Below are 16071 nucleotides of genomic sequence, written 5' to 3' on the forward strand. Positions count from 1 at the left end.
GGCCGCTCCTTTTATTATTTTAGCTTTTTAATCCTTCTGCTAATGGTTGCAGGACTAACTCCCAGCACTTTCGATAATTTATCAGCTGTGCGATACTTTTGCATTCCCTGTTCGATTAACTGGGCTTCCAGCTCCTCTACTGCTTCTTTCAGGGGCATGAGTTCTAATACAAACAGCTGCTTTTTCTTCTTTTTCACATCTCCGTACAGAACTTTAAGGATATGTTCCCGCTGAATCCACTCCCCTTCTGTCAGCAGAATTAACCGTTCCACAATATTTTGGAGCTCCCTCACATTACCAGGCCATGCATAGGTTTCTAACACTTCAATGGCTTCTGGAGTAAAGCTTTTTTTTATATCATACATTCTTTTAAATTTCTCTAGAAAATGAATAGTCAGAGGGAATATATCTTCTTTCCGTTCACTAAGGGCAGGGATGCGAAATGGAATGACATATAATCGATAATATAAATCCTCCCTGAAATCTCCTTGATTCACCATCTCACGCAAGTCCTTATTGGTCGCAGTAATGATTCGCACATTAATTGGAATCGGACGTGTACCGCCGATTCTTGTTACTTCTCTCTCCTGAAGCACTCTTAATAGTTTCACCTGCATATTCAAAGGGAGTTCGCCAATTTCATCGAGGAAAAGTGTACCATTATTGGCCAGCTCAAATAGCCCTGGCTTTCCATTTTTATCTGCTCCAGTAAATGATCCTTTCTCATACCCAAACAGTTCACTTTCTATTAGATTTTCCGGAATGGCTCCACAGTTAATTCGAATAAAGGGCTGATTATTCCGTGGACTGGCTGTATGAATTTTTTGGGCAAATACTTCTTTTCCAACTCCGGATTCACCTTCTAGCAGAATCGTTGAATTGAATTGGGCTACTCGTTTTATTTCTGTAACGAGCTGTTCAATTTTTTTAGAACGATAAACTAGCCTCTTTTCTTCATTGCTTTTTTCATGACGATTATGTAAGGTTTGATCTGCACCCTCCTCCTGTTGAAGAGAGCTGCTTTGTTGGGTAATATCCCTAGAAAGTACGACAACCTTTTCTAATTTCCCTTCGTGATAAACAGGTGTGGCTACTGACCAGACCCTAATACTGCCATCGGAATCTTGAATAGCCGTTACCTTTTTCTTTTGCTTCTTACACAGATCAAACACATTGGGCTGAAATATTTTTCTTTTCGAAAAATCCGTGATATTTTTTCCGATAATTTGATCAGGGGTATCCGCTTTCCAAAAATCCTTCAGGAACATACCGGCTACTCGGATTATTTTTCCGTTCCCATCAATTACAAGTATTTGTTCTTGTGAAGATGCATAAACCGCCTGCAAATCAGAATTCAAGTTCCGAACAAAATCTAATTCCTGAACTGCCTCCTCAAAAACCTTTCTCTCGAAAAAAACATGGACAAGCCCTGTTATTTTCCCTTCTACCTGCAATGGATAGAAATTACCGCTAATTTGTTTGAAATTTACCGAAGAATTTACACTTACAAGCGTCTCTCCCTCTATAACCTTATCCAAATCCTTATCATTTGTTAAAAGAGTTTTATAGTTTCGAAATAATAGGAACGAACTTGAAATACCTAGGATATTTTCTGCCGTTTCATTAATAAATTCGATTTGATAGCTCGTATTGGTCCGGACAATACCAACGCCAGCTCCATGCAATAGCAGATTTATATCCTTTAATCGGAGCTCGTTCATATGATGTCTTGCCTGCTCTATCGTCGTATAACCAACAATTTCATCATTTGTATGAACCCCAATGATTAATGAAACATTATGATAAAATTCAACTGGTGAAAATTGAGGAACTTTTAAAATATCATTTCGATAATGGATTAATTGTGTTAAATCAGTAGTTTGGGCAATTTGATTTAATAGCAGCTCTTTTGTACAATATCCGACTAAAGAGCCTTTATCAGTTACAAAAATAATGTCTGCATCCTGAATTGAGAAAAGGTGAATTACAGCATCGATTGTACTGTGAACATCAACAAAGATTGAAATCGGTTTTAAAATATCCTTCCAAATAATCAATCTTTTCAACCCCTCCTGTTAAAACGAGCCTCATATATGCCCATTATACTGATTCCAGCCTCAGATAGGAAATAATTAGTTGAAATATATAAATTTTTCTATTTATTCAGACTTATCGCTTCATGATAGACATCAGGTGTATCAATATCGAATAAAATACCGCTGTCGTCCACAGGTATGGATTGCCTCATAGATATTTTATTCATAATTATCTTTGCACCGCGATCTCCTTTCAACTCCATAAAAACCTTCTTATCTGGATGGCCAAAAAATACAGGATGACCCGTTATTCCATTATATTCGGGCTGAATAACAAAGCTCGTGTCATATTCCTTTAGCATTTCTTTACCTGCTTGGTAAATTGATTGTATTGTCCTGTTCTCTATAAAAGGCAGGTCTCCGAGAAACACCATCATTCCTGAATGCTGCTCTCCCACTTGTGAAATGCCAGTTTTTAACGAAGATCCCTGACCAGATAAATATTCCTCGTTCACTACCCAGCGAAAACGCGGATCGTTTACTGTAATAGCTCTTTGTATATTAGTAGCTTCACAGCCAACTACTGTTATAATCTCAGAGAATTCCGCCGAAACTGCCATTCCAATAGCATGTTCTAAAAGCGGCTTCCCATTTAATTGCAGCAGCTGCTTTGGCATTCCCATTCTTGAAGAAGTCCCTGCAGCAAGTATGATTGCACAAATCGATGGATTCATCTGATTGTCCGTCATACAGTTGCCTTTTCTGCTACAGATTTATGAATATAATCAGAGTCTTTCAGGAATCCTCCCTCATGGCCATTCTTCCTAGCCACAACTTCCCCTAATATACTTAGAGCAATCTCTTCCGGCGACACAGCACCAATATCTAACCCAATCGGGCTAAACATTCGATCAAGCTCATGCTTTTCAAAAACGACACCGTCTTCCTCAAGCGCGTTTAGCATTTTAATACGGCGGGAGCGCGGGCCAAGTACCCCAATATAAGGAGAGTTAGAACGCAAAACAAACTTCAATGTTTCCTGGTCCCTTTCAATATGATGATTCATAACAACAATATACGTTCTCCTGCCGATCGTAACTTTTTCAGGAAACTCGTTTGTTTTAACAATAAGTCTATTCGTACCAGGGAAACGCTCCTCAGTATTATAAAACTCCCTCTGATCAACTACTGTTGTTTTGAATCCAAGTGAAACGGCGTATTTCGCCACTGGAATTGCATCATGTCCCGCACCGAAAATCATCAGCTCTGCAGGAGGAATGTACACATCAATAAATACATGGATGTTCCCTCCATTCGGCAAAGTAAACACACGTGTCTCTGACTTCGGATTTGACTCATTTAACTTCCTTCTTGCAATTTCAATTACACGCTGGTTGATGTCTTCATCTCCAAGATCACCAATCACAGAATGTTCTCCCGAAATAAATAATCTGCTAGGTTCATCCCTTGATGGGGTATAACCAACTGGCAAAACTGTCGCCAGGACACTCTCCTGCTCATCTTCAAAACTCTTTAACCATGCTTCAAATGGTGATCGATTTAACATGCTATCCCTCCGTCAATATTATTTGACTATGGTGTTAAAGGCTTAATCGGTTCAATAAAGATTTTTACTGTACCAGGGCATCCAAGTCCAAGCCCCCATACTAAATCTTCATCAAGATCATACGTTTTCAATATAGGCGCTCCCGAATCCATAACAGATTTCGCCACTTCCGCCACATCGGCTTCAAGACAGCCCCCGGATATCATCCCCACCCTATTATTGTTCTCATCCACAAGCATTTTTGCCCCTTCTCTTCTATACGCTGAACCTCTAACACTTACAACCGTCGCTAATGCGGACTTTCTCCCTGAATTCCGCACTACGTTAATCGCTTCCATAATTAATTCATGATCTGTCATCCTTTTCCCTCCTGTATTTGAAATATAAAAGGGGCGTTTCTTATTTAAGATGCGCCCCTTATTCTATTAAGCTATTTTTTAATAAAAGACTGACTTTAGCGCTCTTTCAGTGTAAACCTTACAAAGGTTCCTTCTATATTCTTCAGAGGAAAATAAATCACTTGCCATTTCACCGTCGACAGCTGCTAATTGTGCTGCGTCTTTGATCAATGCTTCTGATAAAGTTTGACCTAATAGCTTATCTTCTACTGATGTTGCCCGGAATGGCACATCCCCGACACCTGTAATGGCAATCTTAATGTAGTCAATGACATCGTTTTCTCCTACTCCCGCAACCACAGCAACTCCAATGACTGGATAGCCCGAAGCAGGATGGAAGAATTTATGATAGGAAGATTTTGTATGGGCTGGAGGAATAGCGAATGAGATACTAGTTAGGACACTATTTTCAGGCAGCATTGTAATAAGCGGCCCTACGATAAAACTATCGATGCTCATCGTTTCAGAACCGGCTTCCCCTTGAAAAGCTACTTCAGCCTCTAATACGTAAGCGGCAGCCGGCAAATCAGCAGCTGGATCGGCATGTGCGATATTGCCGCCAATTGTACCTCGGTTTCGAACCTGTAAATCGCCAATTACACTTACAATTTGGGATAATACAGGGATATGTTCTTTTACAATCGGATCATTCGCAACTTGAAAATGAGTGGCTAGTGCACCGACTACGACGCGATTGCCATCCTTGTGAATTTCTTTCAACTCCGCAATACGGCTAATATCGATTAGGGCTCCAGGTTCTGATAGTCGAAATTTCAAGAGTGGAACTAAGCTATGTCCACCGGCAATGAGCTTCCCTTCTCCATTGAATTCGTGCAGCTTCTGAACAGCCTCATCAATGGAATGTACGCGAACATAATCAAATTTAGAAGGTATCATTTCATTTCCCCTCACTTTCTGAAATGGCTCGCCATACTTTTTCAGGTGTAAGCGGCATTTCAATATCTTTAATCCCATATTGCTCTAAAGCATCCATAACAGCGTTCATAATCGCAGGAGTCGATGCAGTCGTACCCGTCTCCCCAATTCCTTTTGCACCAAGCGGATTCACCGGAGATAGCGTTTCTGTAAACGCTGTTTCAATTTCAGGGAAGAAACGTGCCTTAGGCAATGCATAATCCATCAATGTACCTGTTAAAAGCTGACCATCCTCGTTATAAACTGTCCCTTCCCAAAGCGCCTGGCCAATCCCCTGAGCGATACCACCATGAACTTGACCTTCAGCTGTAAGCGGGTTAATCACACGGCCAACGTCATCTACTGCAATATAACGTTTGATTTCAATTTGACCTGTTTCTTTGTCAACCTCCACAACCGCAATATGTGTACCAAATGGATAAACGAAGTTTTCAGGGTCAAAAAAGGCTTGTGCTTCAAGTGAAGGCTCTAATCCTTCCGGAAGATTCCATGCCATATTTGCTGATTTAGCTATTTCTTGGAACGTTCTCTGAAAGCCTGGAGCACCATTGGCAGAGAAGATTCCATTTTCAAATGTGACCTCTTCAACGGATACTTCAAGTTCATGGGCAGCAATTTTCTTTGCTTTTTCAATAACGCGGTCAGTCGCCATCGATACGGCGGTACCCCCTACAGCTACCGAACGGGAACCGTATGTCCCCCATCCCATTGAAATCGCCTTCGTATCACCAAATACAAGTTCAATATCATCCATCGGAATGCCCAATTTTTCCGAAACAACTTGACCAAAGGTCGTTGCATGTCCTTGACCATGTGGAGAGGTTCCGCAATAGACTGTTACTTTTCCAGAAGGATGGACGCGAACGGTTGAGTTTTCCCAAACGCCACCTTGGAAGCCAATTGCCCCTGCTACTTTAGATGGCCCGAATCCGCATAATTCAACATACGTGGAGAACCCAATGCCAATGAGCTTTCCTTTCTTGCGCAGTTCCTCCTGCTCTTCCCGGAACTTTTTATAATCAAGCATTTCTAACGCTTTTGCCAGCGGCTTTTCATAATCTCCGCTGTCATATAGAAGCCCCATAGCGTTTGTGAAAGGAAACTCTTCTTTTTGGACAAAATTCTTTCTTCTAATTTCTAATGGATCCATTCCAATTTCTTTTGCGAATAAATCGATAGCCCGTTCAATTTGATACGTCGCCTCAGGCTTACCTGCTCCTCGGTAGGCGTCTGTCGGCGTTGTATTTGTATATACACCGAAAGTTTCGCAAGACGCATATTGAATTTTATATGGCCCTGTTAACATTAATCCAAAATCAATTGTTGAAACCCCTGGCCCCATTGTTGATAAGTACGCTCCAACATTATGGGTATTCTTTACACGGACAGCCGTTAGCGTGCCATCCTTATTACCATAAAGCTCCACATCAATCACTTCATCGCGTCCATAGTTGGAAGCCATGAAATGCTCATTTCTTTCCTCAATCCACTTGACTGGACGACCTAAATCACGAGCCGCATAGCCGACAAGAGCTTCATCCGGATAAACACCAATTTTTCCGCCAAAGCCGCCTCCCATATCTGGAGCAATGACATGGAGCTTAGCTTCAGAGATCCCCAGTACTTCTGATAAAACCATGCGGTGAATATGAGGGTTTTGGGAGGTGCACCAAAGCTTCAATTCTCCGCTTCCTGGATTGTACTGGCCGATGGCTGCACGTGTTTCAATCGGACTCGGTGCCACCCGCTGAATATAAAAGCTTTGTTTAATAGACACTTCGGCATTTTCGCAAACCTCTTCAGGCACCGCTCCAACTTTCCAATGGAACGCAATATTATTTTCAATATCATCATGAACGAGGGGAGCATTGGCTTGCACGGATTGCTTCTGCCCGACAGCCGGTGCAAGAGTTTCATATTCGACGTCAATTAAATACATAGCATCTCGAACCGCATAGCGCCCTTCCGCAATAATAAGGGCAACTCCATCACCAACGTAGCGAACACGGTCAATGGCAAGCGGATATTGCGGTGCTTCTTTTAAATCACAGCCCGGCACGAGCCAAGATGAAGGAACACGGCCAATCTTACCTTCTAAATCTTTTCCCGTATAAATAGCCACAACGCCGGGTGCCTTTAATGCTTCTTCGACATTGATGCTTTTAATCATGGCATGAGCATGAGGGCTCCTTAGAATAGCAGCATGCAGCATGCCAGGGAGCTGGATATCATCTGAAAAATAACCGTTGCCTGTTATCAGCTTAGGATCTTCTTTTCTTTTTAGCCGAGCACCAATTACCTTTGTCATGACGAATGCTCCTCTCCTACTAATTGAACTTCCGATTCTCTCATAAGCTGTGCTGCATGTTTAACAGCTTCCACAATGAATTGGTATCCGGTACAGCGGCAAATAACTCCTTCAAGACCAACACGGATTTCTTCATCGGTCGGATTAGGATTTTGCTTTAAAAGACCAACCGCTGCAATCATGACACCTGGTGTACAGTAGCCGCACTGCAAGCCATGTTTTTCCCAAAAGCTTTGCTGAATCGGATGGAGGTTATCAACTTTCCCTAATCCTTCAACTGTCGTAATCTCAGAGCCGTCAGCCTGAACAGCAAGCATTGTACATGATTTCACAACATCTCCATCCACCATTACCGAGCATGCCCCACATTGACTCGTATCGCAGCCAATATGAGTACCTGTTAACCCAAGATCATCACGGATATAATGCACAAGCAGCGTTCTCGGCTCAACCTCCGCACATCTTTCAACACCATTGATTTTCACCTTTACGTTTACATTTTCAATCGCCATTCATTGCACCTCCCAATTGATTGCTTGACTACTAGACTGCCTGTTTCGCCTCTTTATCAATCTCTTTAAAAAATTGGCCAATCACTACTTTTGCAACGCCACTCATCACTCTCTGACCAACAGACGCTAGAATGCCTGTCAATTTTACTTCTGCACTGCAATGAAGAACCGTTCCCTCTTCTGTTTCTGCTAAAGACATTTCTGCATCAGCGTCAATCTCACCTGGCTTGCCTTTTCCAGTAACAAGCAGCCGGTATGATTCAGGCTCTATTCGATCAACTTGACGAACATCTCCTGTGAAAACTCCTTTTACTGGACCAATACTAATGCCTAGCTCGGATTCAAAAACGTTGTCCTCCACTTCTACAAATGACTTACAGCCTGGCAGCGATCTTTTCAACACCTCCTTATCTTGAATCGTTCTCCAAAGCACTTCTCTAGGAATACTCTTGAATGTATATGAATGCTCAATTTTCAAAGCGATCACTCCTTTAAAACCATTTTGATACCTGATTTTATTAAATATTCGGGAAATTAATTCTGTACCTTCACAGCATTAGCCCTTCCTATAAAAGGAAGGGAAACTATAACTGTATAAAGATAGTAGTTTTTAAATTATGTTTTTTATTGAAACAATCTCCACTCCGCTCTCTTTAAGGGCTTCCACAATCTTTTTTGCTAAAAGAGGAGCACCTGGAGTATCTCCGTGAATACAAATCGTTTCTGCTTTAATAGAAGCATCCTTCCCGTCGTAGGTGATCACTCTCTCTTCTTTTACCATTCGGACAACCCGCTGTGCCATAGTGTCATAATCACTGATTTCAGTTCCTCTTCTTGTTAGGACAATCGATCCGCTTTCCGTATGCTCCCGATCAGCATAAACTTCTTTCGCTACCGGGACGCCCATTTTTATTGCTTCCTCAAGCAATTCAGACTGATTAAGAGCAAAAATAATCATCTGCGGATCCATTTCATGCAGAGTTTCTAATATGGCACGTGCTAATTCTTTATCTTCTGCTGCTTTCATAAATAGCGCACCATGTGGCTTACAATGCTGGATGCTAACTTTTGCTGCAGAACAGAATTCTCTTAAGGCACCAACTTGATACATAACATAATCTTTAATTTCAGATGGCGTACAAGTCATGTGGCGGCGGCCAAATCCTAAAAGATCCGGAAATCCCGGGTGTGCTCCAATTCCTACATCATATTTTTTCGCAAGCTCTACCGTCTTCTTCATCACATGCGGATCTCCGGCATGAAAGCCGCATGCTATGTTAGCAGAAGTAATGTATTTCATCATTTCTTCATCATTGCCTAACTCATAAAGACCGAAGCTTTCTCCCATATCACAGTTTAAATCGACCTTAAACATCGCTTCACCCCTTAAGCAGTTCTGCTTTTTGTTCTGCTAGAAATTCAGTTGTATAGTCCCCGCTTATAAATTGGCGATTTTTCATGATCTCCTCAAGCAGCGGGAGATTTGTTTTGATTCCTTCTATCTCGATCTCTTCAAGGACTTTCTGCATTTTAGCTATGGCATGGTCACGAGAAATCCCATGCACGATAACCTTTCCAATCATTGGGTCATAAAAAGGAGTGACTGTACTGCCGTTCATAAATCCGAAATCATATCTCGCTTCATCTTCAGGCAATTCTAATTTAGAAATAACGCCTGGACTTGGGAAAAAGGTTACTGGATCCTCGGCATATACTCGGCATTCAATCGCATGGCCTTTTTTATCAATCTGCTCCTGTGTAAAAGGCAACTGTTCTTTAGCCGCAATCATAAGCTGAAGCTCAACTAGATCCAATCCGGTTATTTTTTCCGTTACCGGATGCTCAACCTGCAGGCGTGTATTCATTTCAAGAAAATAGAAGTTTTTATGCTCATCAAAAATAAATTCCATTGTACCTACATTTCTATAATTGATTTGCTTAACACCGCGAATAGCTGCGTCCAGCAATTCATTTCGAAGCTTATCATCTAAAAATGGAGAAGGGCTTTCTTCTATTACTTTTTGATTCCTTCTTTGAACCGAACATTCCCTTTCAAATAAATGCATGACATTTCCATAGTCATCGGCAATTACCTGAACTTCAATATGGCGCGGCTTTGAAATCCACTTTTCTAGAAAAACCGTGCCATCATTAAAGAAGGAACTCGCTTTCTGTTTGGTTGAATCGAAGCCCTTTATTAGCTCAGCTTCATCATGAATAAGCTGCATGCCAATGCCACCGCCGCCAGCACTTGCTTTTAGCATAAGCGGATAGCCAAGCTCGTTCGCTATCTGAACAGCCTCGTCAATGGATTCAATGCTTTTATCTGTACCCGGCACAACTTTCACGCCTGCTTTTTGCATTTGAATACGTGCTTCAAGCTTACTCCCCATCAGGCGAATCGTTTCTGCCGCTGGCCCAATAAAGACAATATTCTCTTCCTCACAGCGCCGTACAAATTCGGGATTTTCTGATAGGAATCCATATCCCGGGTGAATCGCATCGGCATTTGTTTCTTTTGCTGCCTGAATGATTTTTTCAACGTTCAGATAACTTTTCTTCGCCTGGGCTGGTCCGATGCACACTGCTTCAGTAGCTTCACTCACATGAGGGGCCTCTGCATCTGCCTCAGAATAAACCGCAACTGTATCAATGCCGAGCCTTTTACAGGTGCGAATAATTCTCCCCGCAATTTCTCCTCTGTTTGCAATCAGCACCTTTTTAAAATAGGCCATTTTCTCCTTCTCCTCCTCTTTTCAACAAATTCACTGTTCAATAATGACGGCTATCTCTTGTCCTGCATCGAGAAGGTCTTCATCTTCAACAAAGAATTGAGCTAATACTCCCTCACTCTCTGCTTTAATTTCATAGAAATTTTTCATTACTTCAACAAGACCAATAACATCGCCGGCTTTTACGTGAGCTCCTTCTTTTATATACACATCTTTATCAGGAGCGGGTTTGCGATAAAACACCCCTGGAATTGGTGTCAATACGGTTTTTTGTTCAGCCATTTTTAATCCCTCCTACATTTCCTAATACTTCCTGCTTCATTTTATTGAGTTTATTTTGATAATCTTTTCGAATTTGAAGTGCCTCATGAATATCGACTGCTTTAAACCGAACTTTTTCATTTGTTTTGATTTGTGCCATTTTATTAAGGTCCGTACTGATAATCGTACAAATCGTCGCATATCCTCCGCCTGTTACGGCATCGTTCAATAGGGCAATCGGCTCGATGCCGTCTGGAACTTGAATGGATCCAATCGGATAGCCTAAATCCACCACATTTGACGGATTGCTGCCTGCCCCAAAAGGCTGTTCACGTTCAACGAAATTCAAGCGTTCACCTTTAAAACGATAGCCAACCCGGTTTGCTTCTGGAGTTACTGTCCATTCGATAGAGAAAAAGCGATCCTTACTTTCCTCTGTCAAACGATAACTGCAAAGACCGAGGACAACACGGATTTCATTTGTTTTTGAAAAGGTTGGAATGAGTTCATCATTAATACGGGTTCCAGCTGGGATTGATGTTTCCTTCTCATTCCCAATCTTCAATTCATCTCCTGCTTGAAGAGCACGGCCCTCGTAGCCCCCAATCCCGCATAATGTATAAGTGGCGCGGGATTCCATGATTAGGGGAACATCGATTCCGCCTGCAACAGCTAAATAAACACGAGCGCCTTGTTTAATAAAATCAAAGGAAAGTACATCTCCAGCGTTCACTTCAAGCGTTTCCCACATCGGAACCGGCTCGCCATTAATTTTTGGCGGCATCTCCCCTCCTGTGATGGCAACGGTTACATTTTGCTGGAATTCTAAAACCGGTCCCATATAGGTAATTTCAAGAACAGCAGCACTTTCTTTATTGCCAACGAGTAAATTGCTCGCTGTATAAGAATATTTATCCATTGCGCCTGATGGAGGCATCCCTACTTCATAATGGCCAATTCTCCCTGAATCTTGAACGGTCGTTTGAAGCCCGGGATTGATTACTTTAATCATGCATATAACCTCCTTAAAACTGAATCTGAAAATGCTTTTGGATTTTCAAGTACTTCTTGAGGCTTAAACGTAATTTCCTTTGTTAAATAACGAAATTCTCCGCTTTCTACTCGTTTGCGAATGTCGTTATATTCTTCCAAACTGACACTTCGGTATCTGAAAACATCCCCCTGTCTAGGGAAAGTCATTGAATCCTTAAAGTCATGTAACTTTGATTCTTTTTCAAAAATCGGTGCGGCCGCAATTCCAAATAATTGATAGCCTCCTGCTCCTTGCACTGGGTAAATAACCGCAAAGGCTCCGCCAAATCCAAATGCCCTTTCTGGTGTGTAGGTTCTTGGACGAACATATTTCGGTGCTTCAATTTGCTGTTCACGAGGCACCATTTGATAGCACCATGGCAGACCAGGCACAAAGCCAATCATCGATACAAGATAAGGACTGTCCGTAATGGATTTGATTAATTCTTCTTTGGATGTGAAGCCGTTTGTTCGAGCCACATATTCTAGGTCTGTGGCGTTTGGATCTTGATGGCGGTCTCGAAAGCGCATGAGCGCCTCATGTGTCCAAGGATCTTCGAACAGGATTGGAACATCCACAGCTCGTGCTGTAATTTCAAAGCTCTCTAAGGAAACCGCTTGCTCCAATTCTTTCAATTTTGAAATTAGCTCATCGGGGTGAATAACATCTGGGTTAAATCGAATCATGTAGGATGCATTGGAAGGACAAATATCTAAAATTCCCGGCAGATTTTCCTCTCTTAACGTCTTCGTAATCGCCATTGCTTGAAAATTCGTTTCCAAGCTCATTGCTTCTGAAAGCTCAACAAATATAAACTCATCGCCGCCATATTCATAACGGGTCAATGGACTTCACCTCACTGAATGTATTTATCTGCTAATCTTGCAAATTCCATGCCAATTTATTTTTTTGTAGGTTTTGAGATTATTGGGTGGTTGACGATGATGGGGGAGGTGAAATCTTTCAAAATTGAAAGATTGTGTTTCAGTTTTGAAATCGATTGGATGGTATTTTTCGATATCCCATTTGATTTTATCGATATGTACTGGAGGCGGCGGATATAATCCGGAACTGGCGGATATATTCTGGAACTCGCGGATATATTCCGAATCTGGCGGATATATTCTGGAACTCGCGGATATATTCCGAATCTGGCGGATATATTCTGTATCTGGCGGATATCCGGTCAAATTAGAGCCCATTCACTTTCAAAATGGACTCATATTTTTAAAATCCAACCGATTTCTCTTCAAAAGCAGCCGCTTTTTTCAAACTTTGGCCTAAAATACTGTGAAACTAGCAATAATCTAAAAATCAATCAAAAAAAGACTGCCCCATCTAATTAAGATGTGCAGTCCTACCCTTTAATTTCTATTAAAAACGACTAACTTCTGCTCCGTCATTTCTTCAATTGCATATTTTATCCCTTCTCGGCCGACTCCGCTTTCTTTCACTCCTCCATATGGCATGTGATCGACTCGGAAGGTTGGAATATCATTAATCATAACGCCCCCTACATGCAGGTCCTGAGCTGCAGTTAAAGCAAGATGAATATTATCCGTATAAATTCCTGCCTGTAGCCCATATCGGGAATCGTTCACAAGTTCAATTGCCTCCTCTACTGATTTCACTTTATTAATCAGCACAATTGGCGCAAATACTTCCTGACAGGAAACCTTCAAACTCGGATCAGCCTCCAATAGAACAGTTGGCATCAATACATTCCCCTCTGATGTTCCACCGCAAGCCACCTTCGCCCCCTGCCGCTCCGCTTCTTTTATCCAATCAAGAGCCCGCTGCACATCGTTCCGTGTAATTAGCGCAGAAACATCTGTCTTCGGATCAAGCGGATCGCCGACTTTCAGCGCCTTTGTTGCCTCAACAAATTTTTCAACAAAAACTTCATATAACTCTTCAAGGATATAAACCCGCTGCAAAGAAATGCAAACCTGTCCCTGGAATCCAAATGCTCCTGCTACACAGCGAGCAATGATCTTATCTACATCAATTCCTTTATCAATGATAACAGCTGAATTAGATCCAAGCTCTAATGTAACTCGCTTCAGTCCAGCCTTATTACGTATTCCAATCCCAACTGCAGGACTTCCTGTGAAAGAAATTTTTTGAACGCGATCATCCTTCACAAGCTTTTCTCCAATCACCGAGCCACTGCCGGTTACTACATTTAAAGCACCCGCCGGCAGTCCTGCCTCCTGGAATAATTCAGCAATGAAAAATGCAGATAAAGGGGTTTGACCTGCTGGCTTTAAAATGACTGTGTTACCTGAAGCAATTGCGGGACCTACTTTATGAGCAACTAGATTCATTGGGAAGTTAAAAGGGGTAATCGCCACAATCACGCCAATTGGTTCCCTAACGGTATAAGCCAGTCTTCCCTCGCCGCCAGGTGCCGCATCAAGCGGGATCGTCTCTCCATGAATCCGTTTCGCTTCCTCCGCAGCAAATTTATATGTTTGAATCGTTCTCGCTACTTCTGCCTTTGCAGCCGAAATGGGCTTAGCAGCCTCTGTGGCAATAATTTCAGCAGCTTCATCTGCCCGCTTTTCTAGCAAAAATACAACTTTTTCTAGAATTTGCGCCCTCTGATGACTTGGCATGACCGCCATCGTTTTTCTTGCATTAAATGCGGCTTCTAAGCCCATATCTACCTCTTCAACTGTTGCAGCAGGAATCTCAGCTATTTCCTTTCCGCTATAAGGAGAGCTCAGCTGTACATAGTGACTTGCCTCAATCCATTCTCCGTTCATGAATAATTTTTTCTTCATTCTTACCTCTCCTTTTTCTCTCATTCTTCAGCTCTATTCTATTTTGAAACTTCCTTCTCTATTACACCAATGGCATCGTGAATAATTTCAATCAGTCTGCCCATCTCCTCTTTATTTATTGTCAGCGGCGGTGCAAAGACAAGCGTGTCCTGGTTATCGAACACGACTGATCTGCAGATGAGCCCTCGTTTTGCTGCTTCTGTAACAATCATTGGAGCTAACGGAGTTGAAAATCTTTCATTTGTTACCTGATCCTTCACGATTTCAATTCCTCCCATTAATCCAAGACCTTTTACCTTTCCAACAATCCGTATCTCTCCTTGAATCCATTTAAACCCTTTTAACATCTCATTTCCCATTAATTCTGCATTTTTTATTAAGTTTTCACTTTCAATGATATCGATATTTTTCAAAGCGACCGCACAGGCCATTGGATGCCCGCTATACGTATAGCCATGAAGCAGTGTGCCAGTTGATAGCTCAGTAAAGTCTTGATGAATTTTTTCCGAAAGCATGACACCGCCTAGCTGGGCATATCCGCTTGTAACTCCCTTCGCAAAACACATCATATCTGGCACTACACCGTAATGCTCAATTCCGAAGTATTTCCCTGTCCGGCCAAATCCGGTAATCACTTCATCTGTAATAAACAAAATGCCATACTCATCACAAATACTTCTGACTTCTTTAAAATAACCTTCAGGGGCTACATGCAGCCCTCCTGCCCCCTGCACTGGCTCCGCAATAAATGCTGCAATCGTCTCCGGACCTTCCGCTTCAATAACATTACGCAAATCCTCTGCTGAAAAATGATCGGCGTAGCAGAAATCAGGATCAAAGGAGTTCGTAAAATCACGAAATGGCTTCAATCCTGTTGCACTTGTTGATCCCATCGCTACCCCATGATAGGATTTCGTACGCGAAATAATCTTTTTTCGATTCGGCTGTCCTTTTAAAATCCAATAATGACGGGCAAGCTTGTATGCTGTGTCATTTGCTTCTGAACCGCCGGAAGTAAAAAATGTTGCGCTTAAATCCCCAGGAGCAATCTCAGCAAGTTTCGCTGCCAAACGAATGGCCGGCTCATTGCTAAAGGTAGCAAAGCACGAAGAAAAGGCTAGCTTTGACATTTGTTCCATTGCTGCTTTCCCTAGTTCCTCCCTTCCATGCCCAACATTCACATTCCAAAGGGAAGACATTCCATCAATAAAGGTATGCCCTGCCATATCTTTGAGATGAACCCCCTTTCCTTCTGTGAAAATAAACGATGGCCCCTGTTCCTGCTGCTGTTTAATTGGTGAGGTTGGATGCAGAAAATGCTTCTTATCCAAATCCATTAATTCTTGAATGATATTCATATCTTTAATCATGATTTCATTCCTCCTAGAAAATATATAAAACGCCCTTATAAAGATTAAATGCAAATTTTATGCCAACATGCTATTAACTTTTATAATCGAAAACTCTATAAAAAAATCCGAGCCCTATTTAGACTCGGATCA

15 protein-coding genes are annotated in these 16071 nt (G+C 41.9%); all 15 read right to left on the reverse strand.

From position 1 onward, the window contains the following. Window positions 1-14: 14 nt before the first annotated feature. Window positions 15-2066, reverse strand: coding sequence for a sigma 54-interacting transcriptional regulator (locus H0173_RS17785; protein WP_260631249.1), 2052 nt, complete (start codon window positions 2064-2066; stop codon window positions 15-17). 89 nt (window positions 2067-2155) lie between these two features. Beyond that, window positions 2156-2785, reverse strand: a complete 630-nt coding sequence (locus H0173_RS17790) for a nucleotidyltransferase family protein (protein WP_221847865.1) — start codon at window positions 2783-2785, stop codon at window positions 2156-2158. Beyond that, on the reverse strand, window positions 2782-3603 hold the full coding sequence (locus H0173_RS17795) for an XdhC family protein (RefSeq protein ID WP_221847867.1): 822 nt from the start codon (window positions 3601-3603) through the stop codon (window positions 2782-2784). The genes H0173_RS17790 and H0173_RS17795 overlap by 4 nt, the downstream gene beginning before the upstream one ends. Window positions 3604-3629: 26 nt before the next feature. Beyond that, window positions 3630-3962 (reverse strand): XdhC family protein, encoded by a 333-nt coding sequence (locus H0173_RS17800; protein ID WP_221847869.1) that lies wholly within the window; start codon window positions 3960-3962, stop codon window positions 3630-3632. 78 nt (window positions 3963-4040) lie between these two features. Next, the gene (locus H0173_RS17805; RefSeq protein WP_221847870.1) at window positions 4041-4898 is read right to left on the reverse strand and encodes an FAD binding domain-containing protein; all 858 of its coding nucleotides are present in this window, start codon (window positions 4896-4898) and stop codon (window positions 4041-4043) included. Between the two features lies 1 nt (window position 4899). Continuing rightward, a complete protein-coding gene (locus H0173_RS17810; protein ID WP_221847872.1) occupies window positions 4900-7245 on the reverse strand; it encodes a xanthine dehydrogenase family protein molybdopterin-binding subunit in 2346 nt (781 codons plus the stop codon). Continuing rightward, the gene (locus H0173_RS17815; RefSeq protein WP_260631250.1) at window positions 7242-7757 is read right to left on the reverse strand and encodes a (2Fe-2S)-binding protein; all 516 of its coding nucleotides are present in this window, start codon (window positions 7755-7757) and stop codon (window positions 7242-7244) included. Before H0173_RS17815 ends, H0173_RS17810 begins: the two co-directional genes overlap by 4 nt. Before the next feature lie 31 nt (window positions 7758-7788). Further along, window positions 7789-8244, reverse strand: a complete 456-nt coding sequence (locus tag H0173_RS17820) for an SRPBCC family protein (RefSeq protein ID WP_313770667.1) — start codon at window positions 8242-8244, stop codon at window positions 7789-7791. Window positions 8245-8367: 123 nt separating this feature from the next. Beyond that, entirely contained in the window at window positions 8368-9132 is a 765-nt protein-coding gene (locus H0173_RS17825; RefSeq protein WP_221847877.1) for a LamB/YcsF family protein, read from the reverse strand. 4 nt (window positions 9133-9136) lie between these two features. Further along, entirely contained in the window at window positions 9137-10492 is a 1356-nt protein-coding gene (locus H0173_RS17830; RefSeq protein ID WP_221847878.1) for an acetyl-CoA carboxylase biotin carboxylase subunit, read from the reverse strand. A gap of 30 nt (window positions 10493-10522) precedes the next feature. Further along, window positions 10523-10771: an acetyl-CoA carboxylase gene (locus tag H0173_RS17835; protein WP_221847880.1), complete on the reverse strand. Its 249-nt coding sequence runs from the start codon at window positions 10769-10771 to the stop codon at window positions 10523-10525. Beyond that, window positions 10764-11762, reverse strand: a complete 999-nt coding sequence (locus H0173_RS17840) for a 5-oxoprolinase subunit C family protein (protein WP_221847882.1) — start codon at window positions 11760-11762, stop codon at window positions 10764-10766. Before H0173_RS17840 ends, H0173_RS17835 begins: the two co-directional genes overlap by 8 nt. Next, window positions 11759-12628, reverse strand: a complete 870-nt coding sequence (locus tag H0173_RS17845; protein WP_221847884.1) for a 5-oxoprolinase subunit B family protein — start codon at window positions 12626-12628, stop codon at window positions 11759-11761. The genes H0173_RS17840 and H0173_RS17845 overlap by 4 nt, the downstream gene beginning before the upstream one ends. Window positions 12629-13147: 519 nt before the next feature. Beyond that, complete coding sequence (locus H0173_RS17850) at window positions 13148-14569, reverse strand: aldehyde dehydrogenase family protein (RefSeq protein ID WP_260631251.1); 1422 nt, start codon at window positions 14567-14569, stop codon at window positions 13148-13150. Window positions 14570-14607: 38 nt separating this feature from the next. Continuing rightward, window positions 14608-15939, reverse strand: a complete 1332-nt coding sequence (locus tag H0173_RS17855) for an aminotransferase family protein (protein ID WP_221847888.1) — start codon at window positions 15937-15939, stop codon at window positions 14608-14610. Window positions 15940-16071 lie beyond the last annotated feature (132 nt).

The organism is Bacillus sp. S/N-304-OC-R1 (assembly GCF_019749375.1).
Taxonomy (GTDB): Bacteria; Bacillota; Bacilli; order Bacillales; family Cytobacillaceae; genus Cytobacillus.

What these genes read in the sequence shown, in the direction of transcription:
- H0173_RS17790 (WP_221847865.1), bottom strand. Translation starts at nt 2,785, where the DNA reads ATGACGGACAATCAGATGAATCCATCGATTTGTGCAATCATACTTGCT.
- H0173_RS17795 (WP_221847867.1), bottom strand. Translation starts at nt 3,603, where the DNA reads ATGTTAAATCGATCACCATTTGAAGCATGGTTAAAGAGTTTTGAAGAT.
- H0173_RS17800 (WP_221847869.1), bottom strand. Translation starts at nt 3,962, where the DNA reads ATGACAGATCATGAATTAATTATGGAAGCGATTAACGTAGTGCGGAAT.
- H0173_RS17805 (WP_221847870.1), bottom strand. Translation starts at nt 4,898, where the DNA reads ATGATACCTTCTAAATTTGATTATGTTCGCGTACATTCCATTGATGAG.
- H0173_RS17810 (WP_221847872.1), bottom strand. Translation starts at nt 7,245, where the DNA reads ATGACAAAGGTAATTGGTGCTCGGCTAAAAAGAAAAGAAGATCCTAAG.
- H0173_RS17815 (WP_260631250.1), bottom strand. Translation starts at nt 7,757, where the DNA reads ATGGCGATTGAAAATGTAAACGTAAAGGTGAAAATCAATGGTGTTGAA.
- H0173_RS17825 (WP_221847877.1), bottom strand. Translation starts at nt 9,132, where the DNA reads ATGTTTAAGGTCGATTTAAACTGTGATATGGGAGAAAGCTTCGGTCTT.
- H0173_RS17830 (WP_221847878.1), bottom strand. Translation starts at nt 10,492, where the DNA reads ATGGCCTATTTTAAAAAGGTGCTGATTGCAAACAGAGGAGAAATTGCG.
- H0173_RS17835 (WP_221847880.1), bottom strand. Translation starts at nt 10,771, where the DNA reads ATGGCTGAACAAAAAACCGTATTGACACCAATTCCAGGGGTGTTTTAT.
- H0173_RS17840 (WP_221847882.1), bottom strand. Translation starts at nt 11,762, where the DNA reads ATGATTAAAGTAATCAATCCCGGGCTTCAAACGACCGTTCAAGATTCA.
- H0173_RS17850 (WP_260631251.1), bottom strand. Translation starts at nt 14,569, where the DNA reads ATGAAGAAAAAATTATTCATGAACGGAGAATGGATTGAGGCAAGTCAC.
- H0173_RS17855 (WP_221847888.1), bottom strand. Translation starts at nt 15,939, where the DNA reads ATGATTAAAGATATGAATATCATTCAAGAATTAATGGATTTGGATAAG.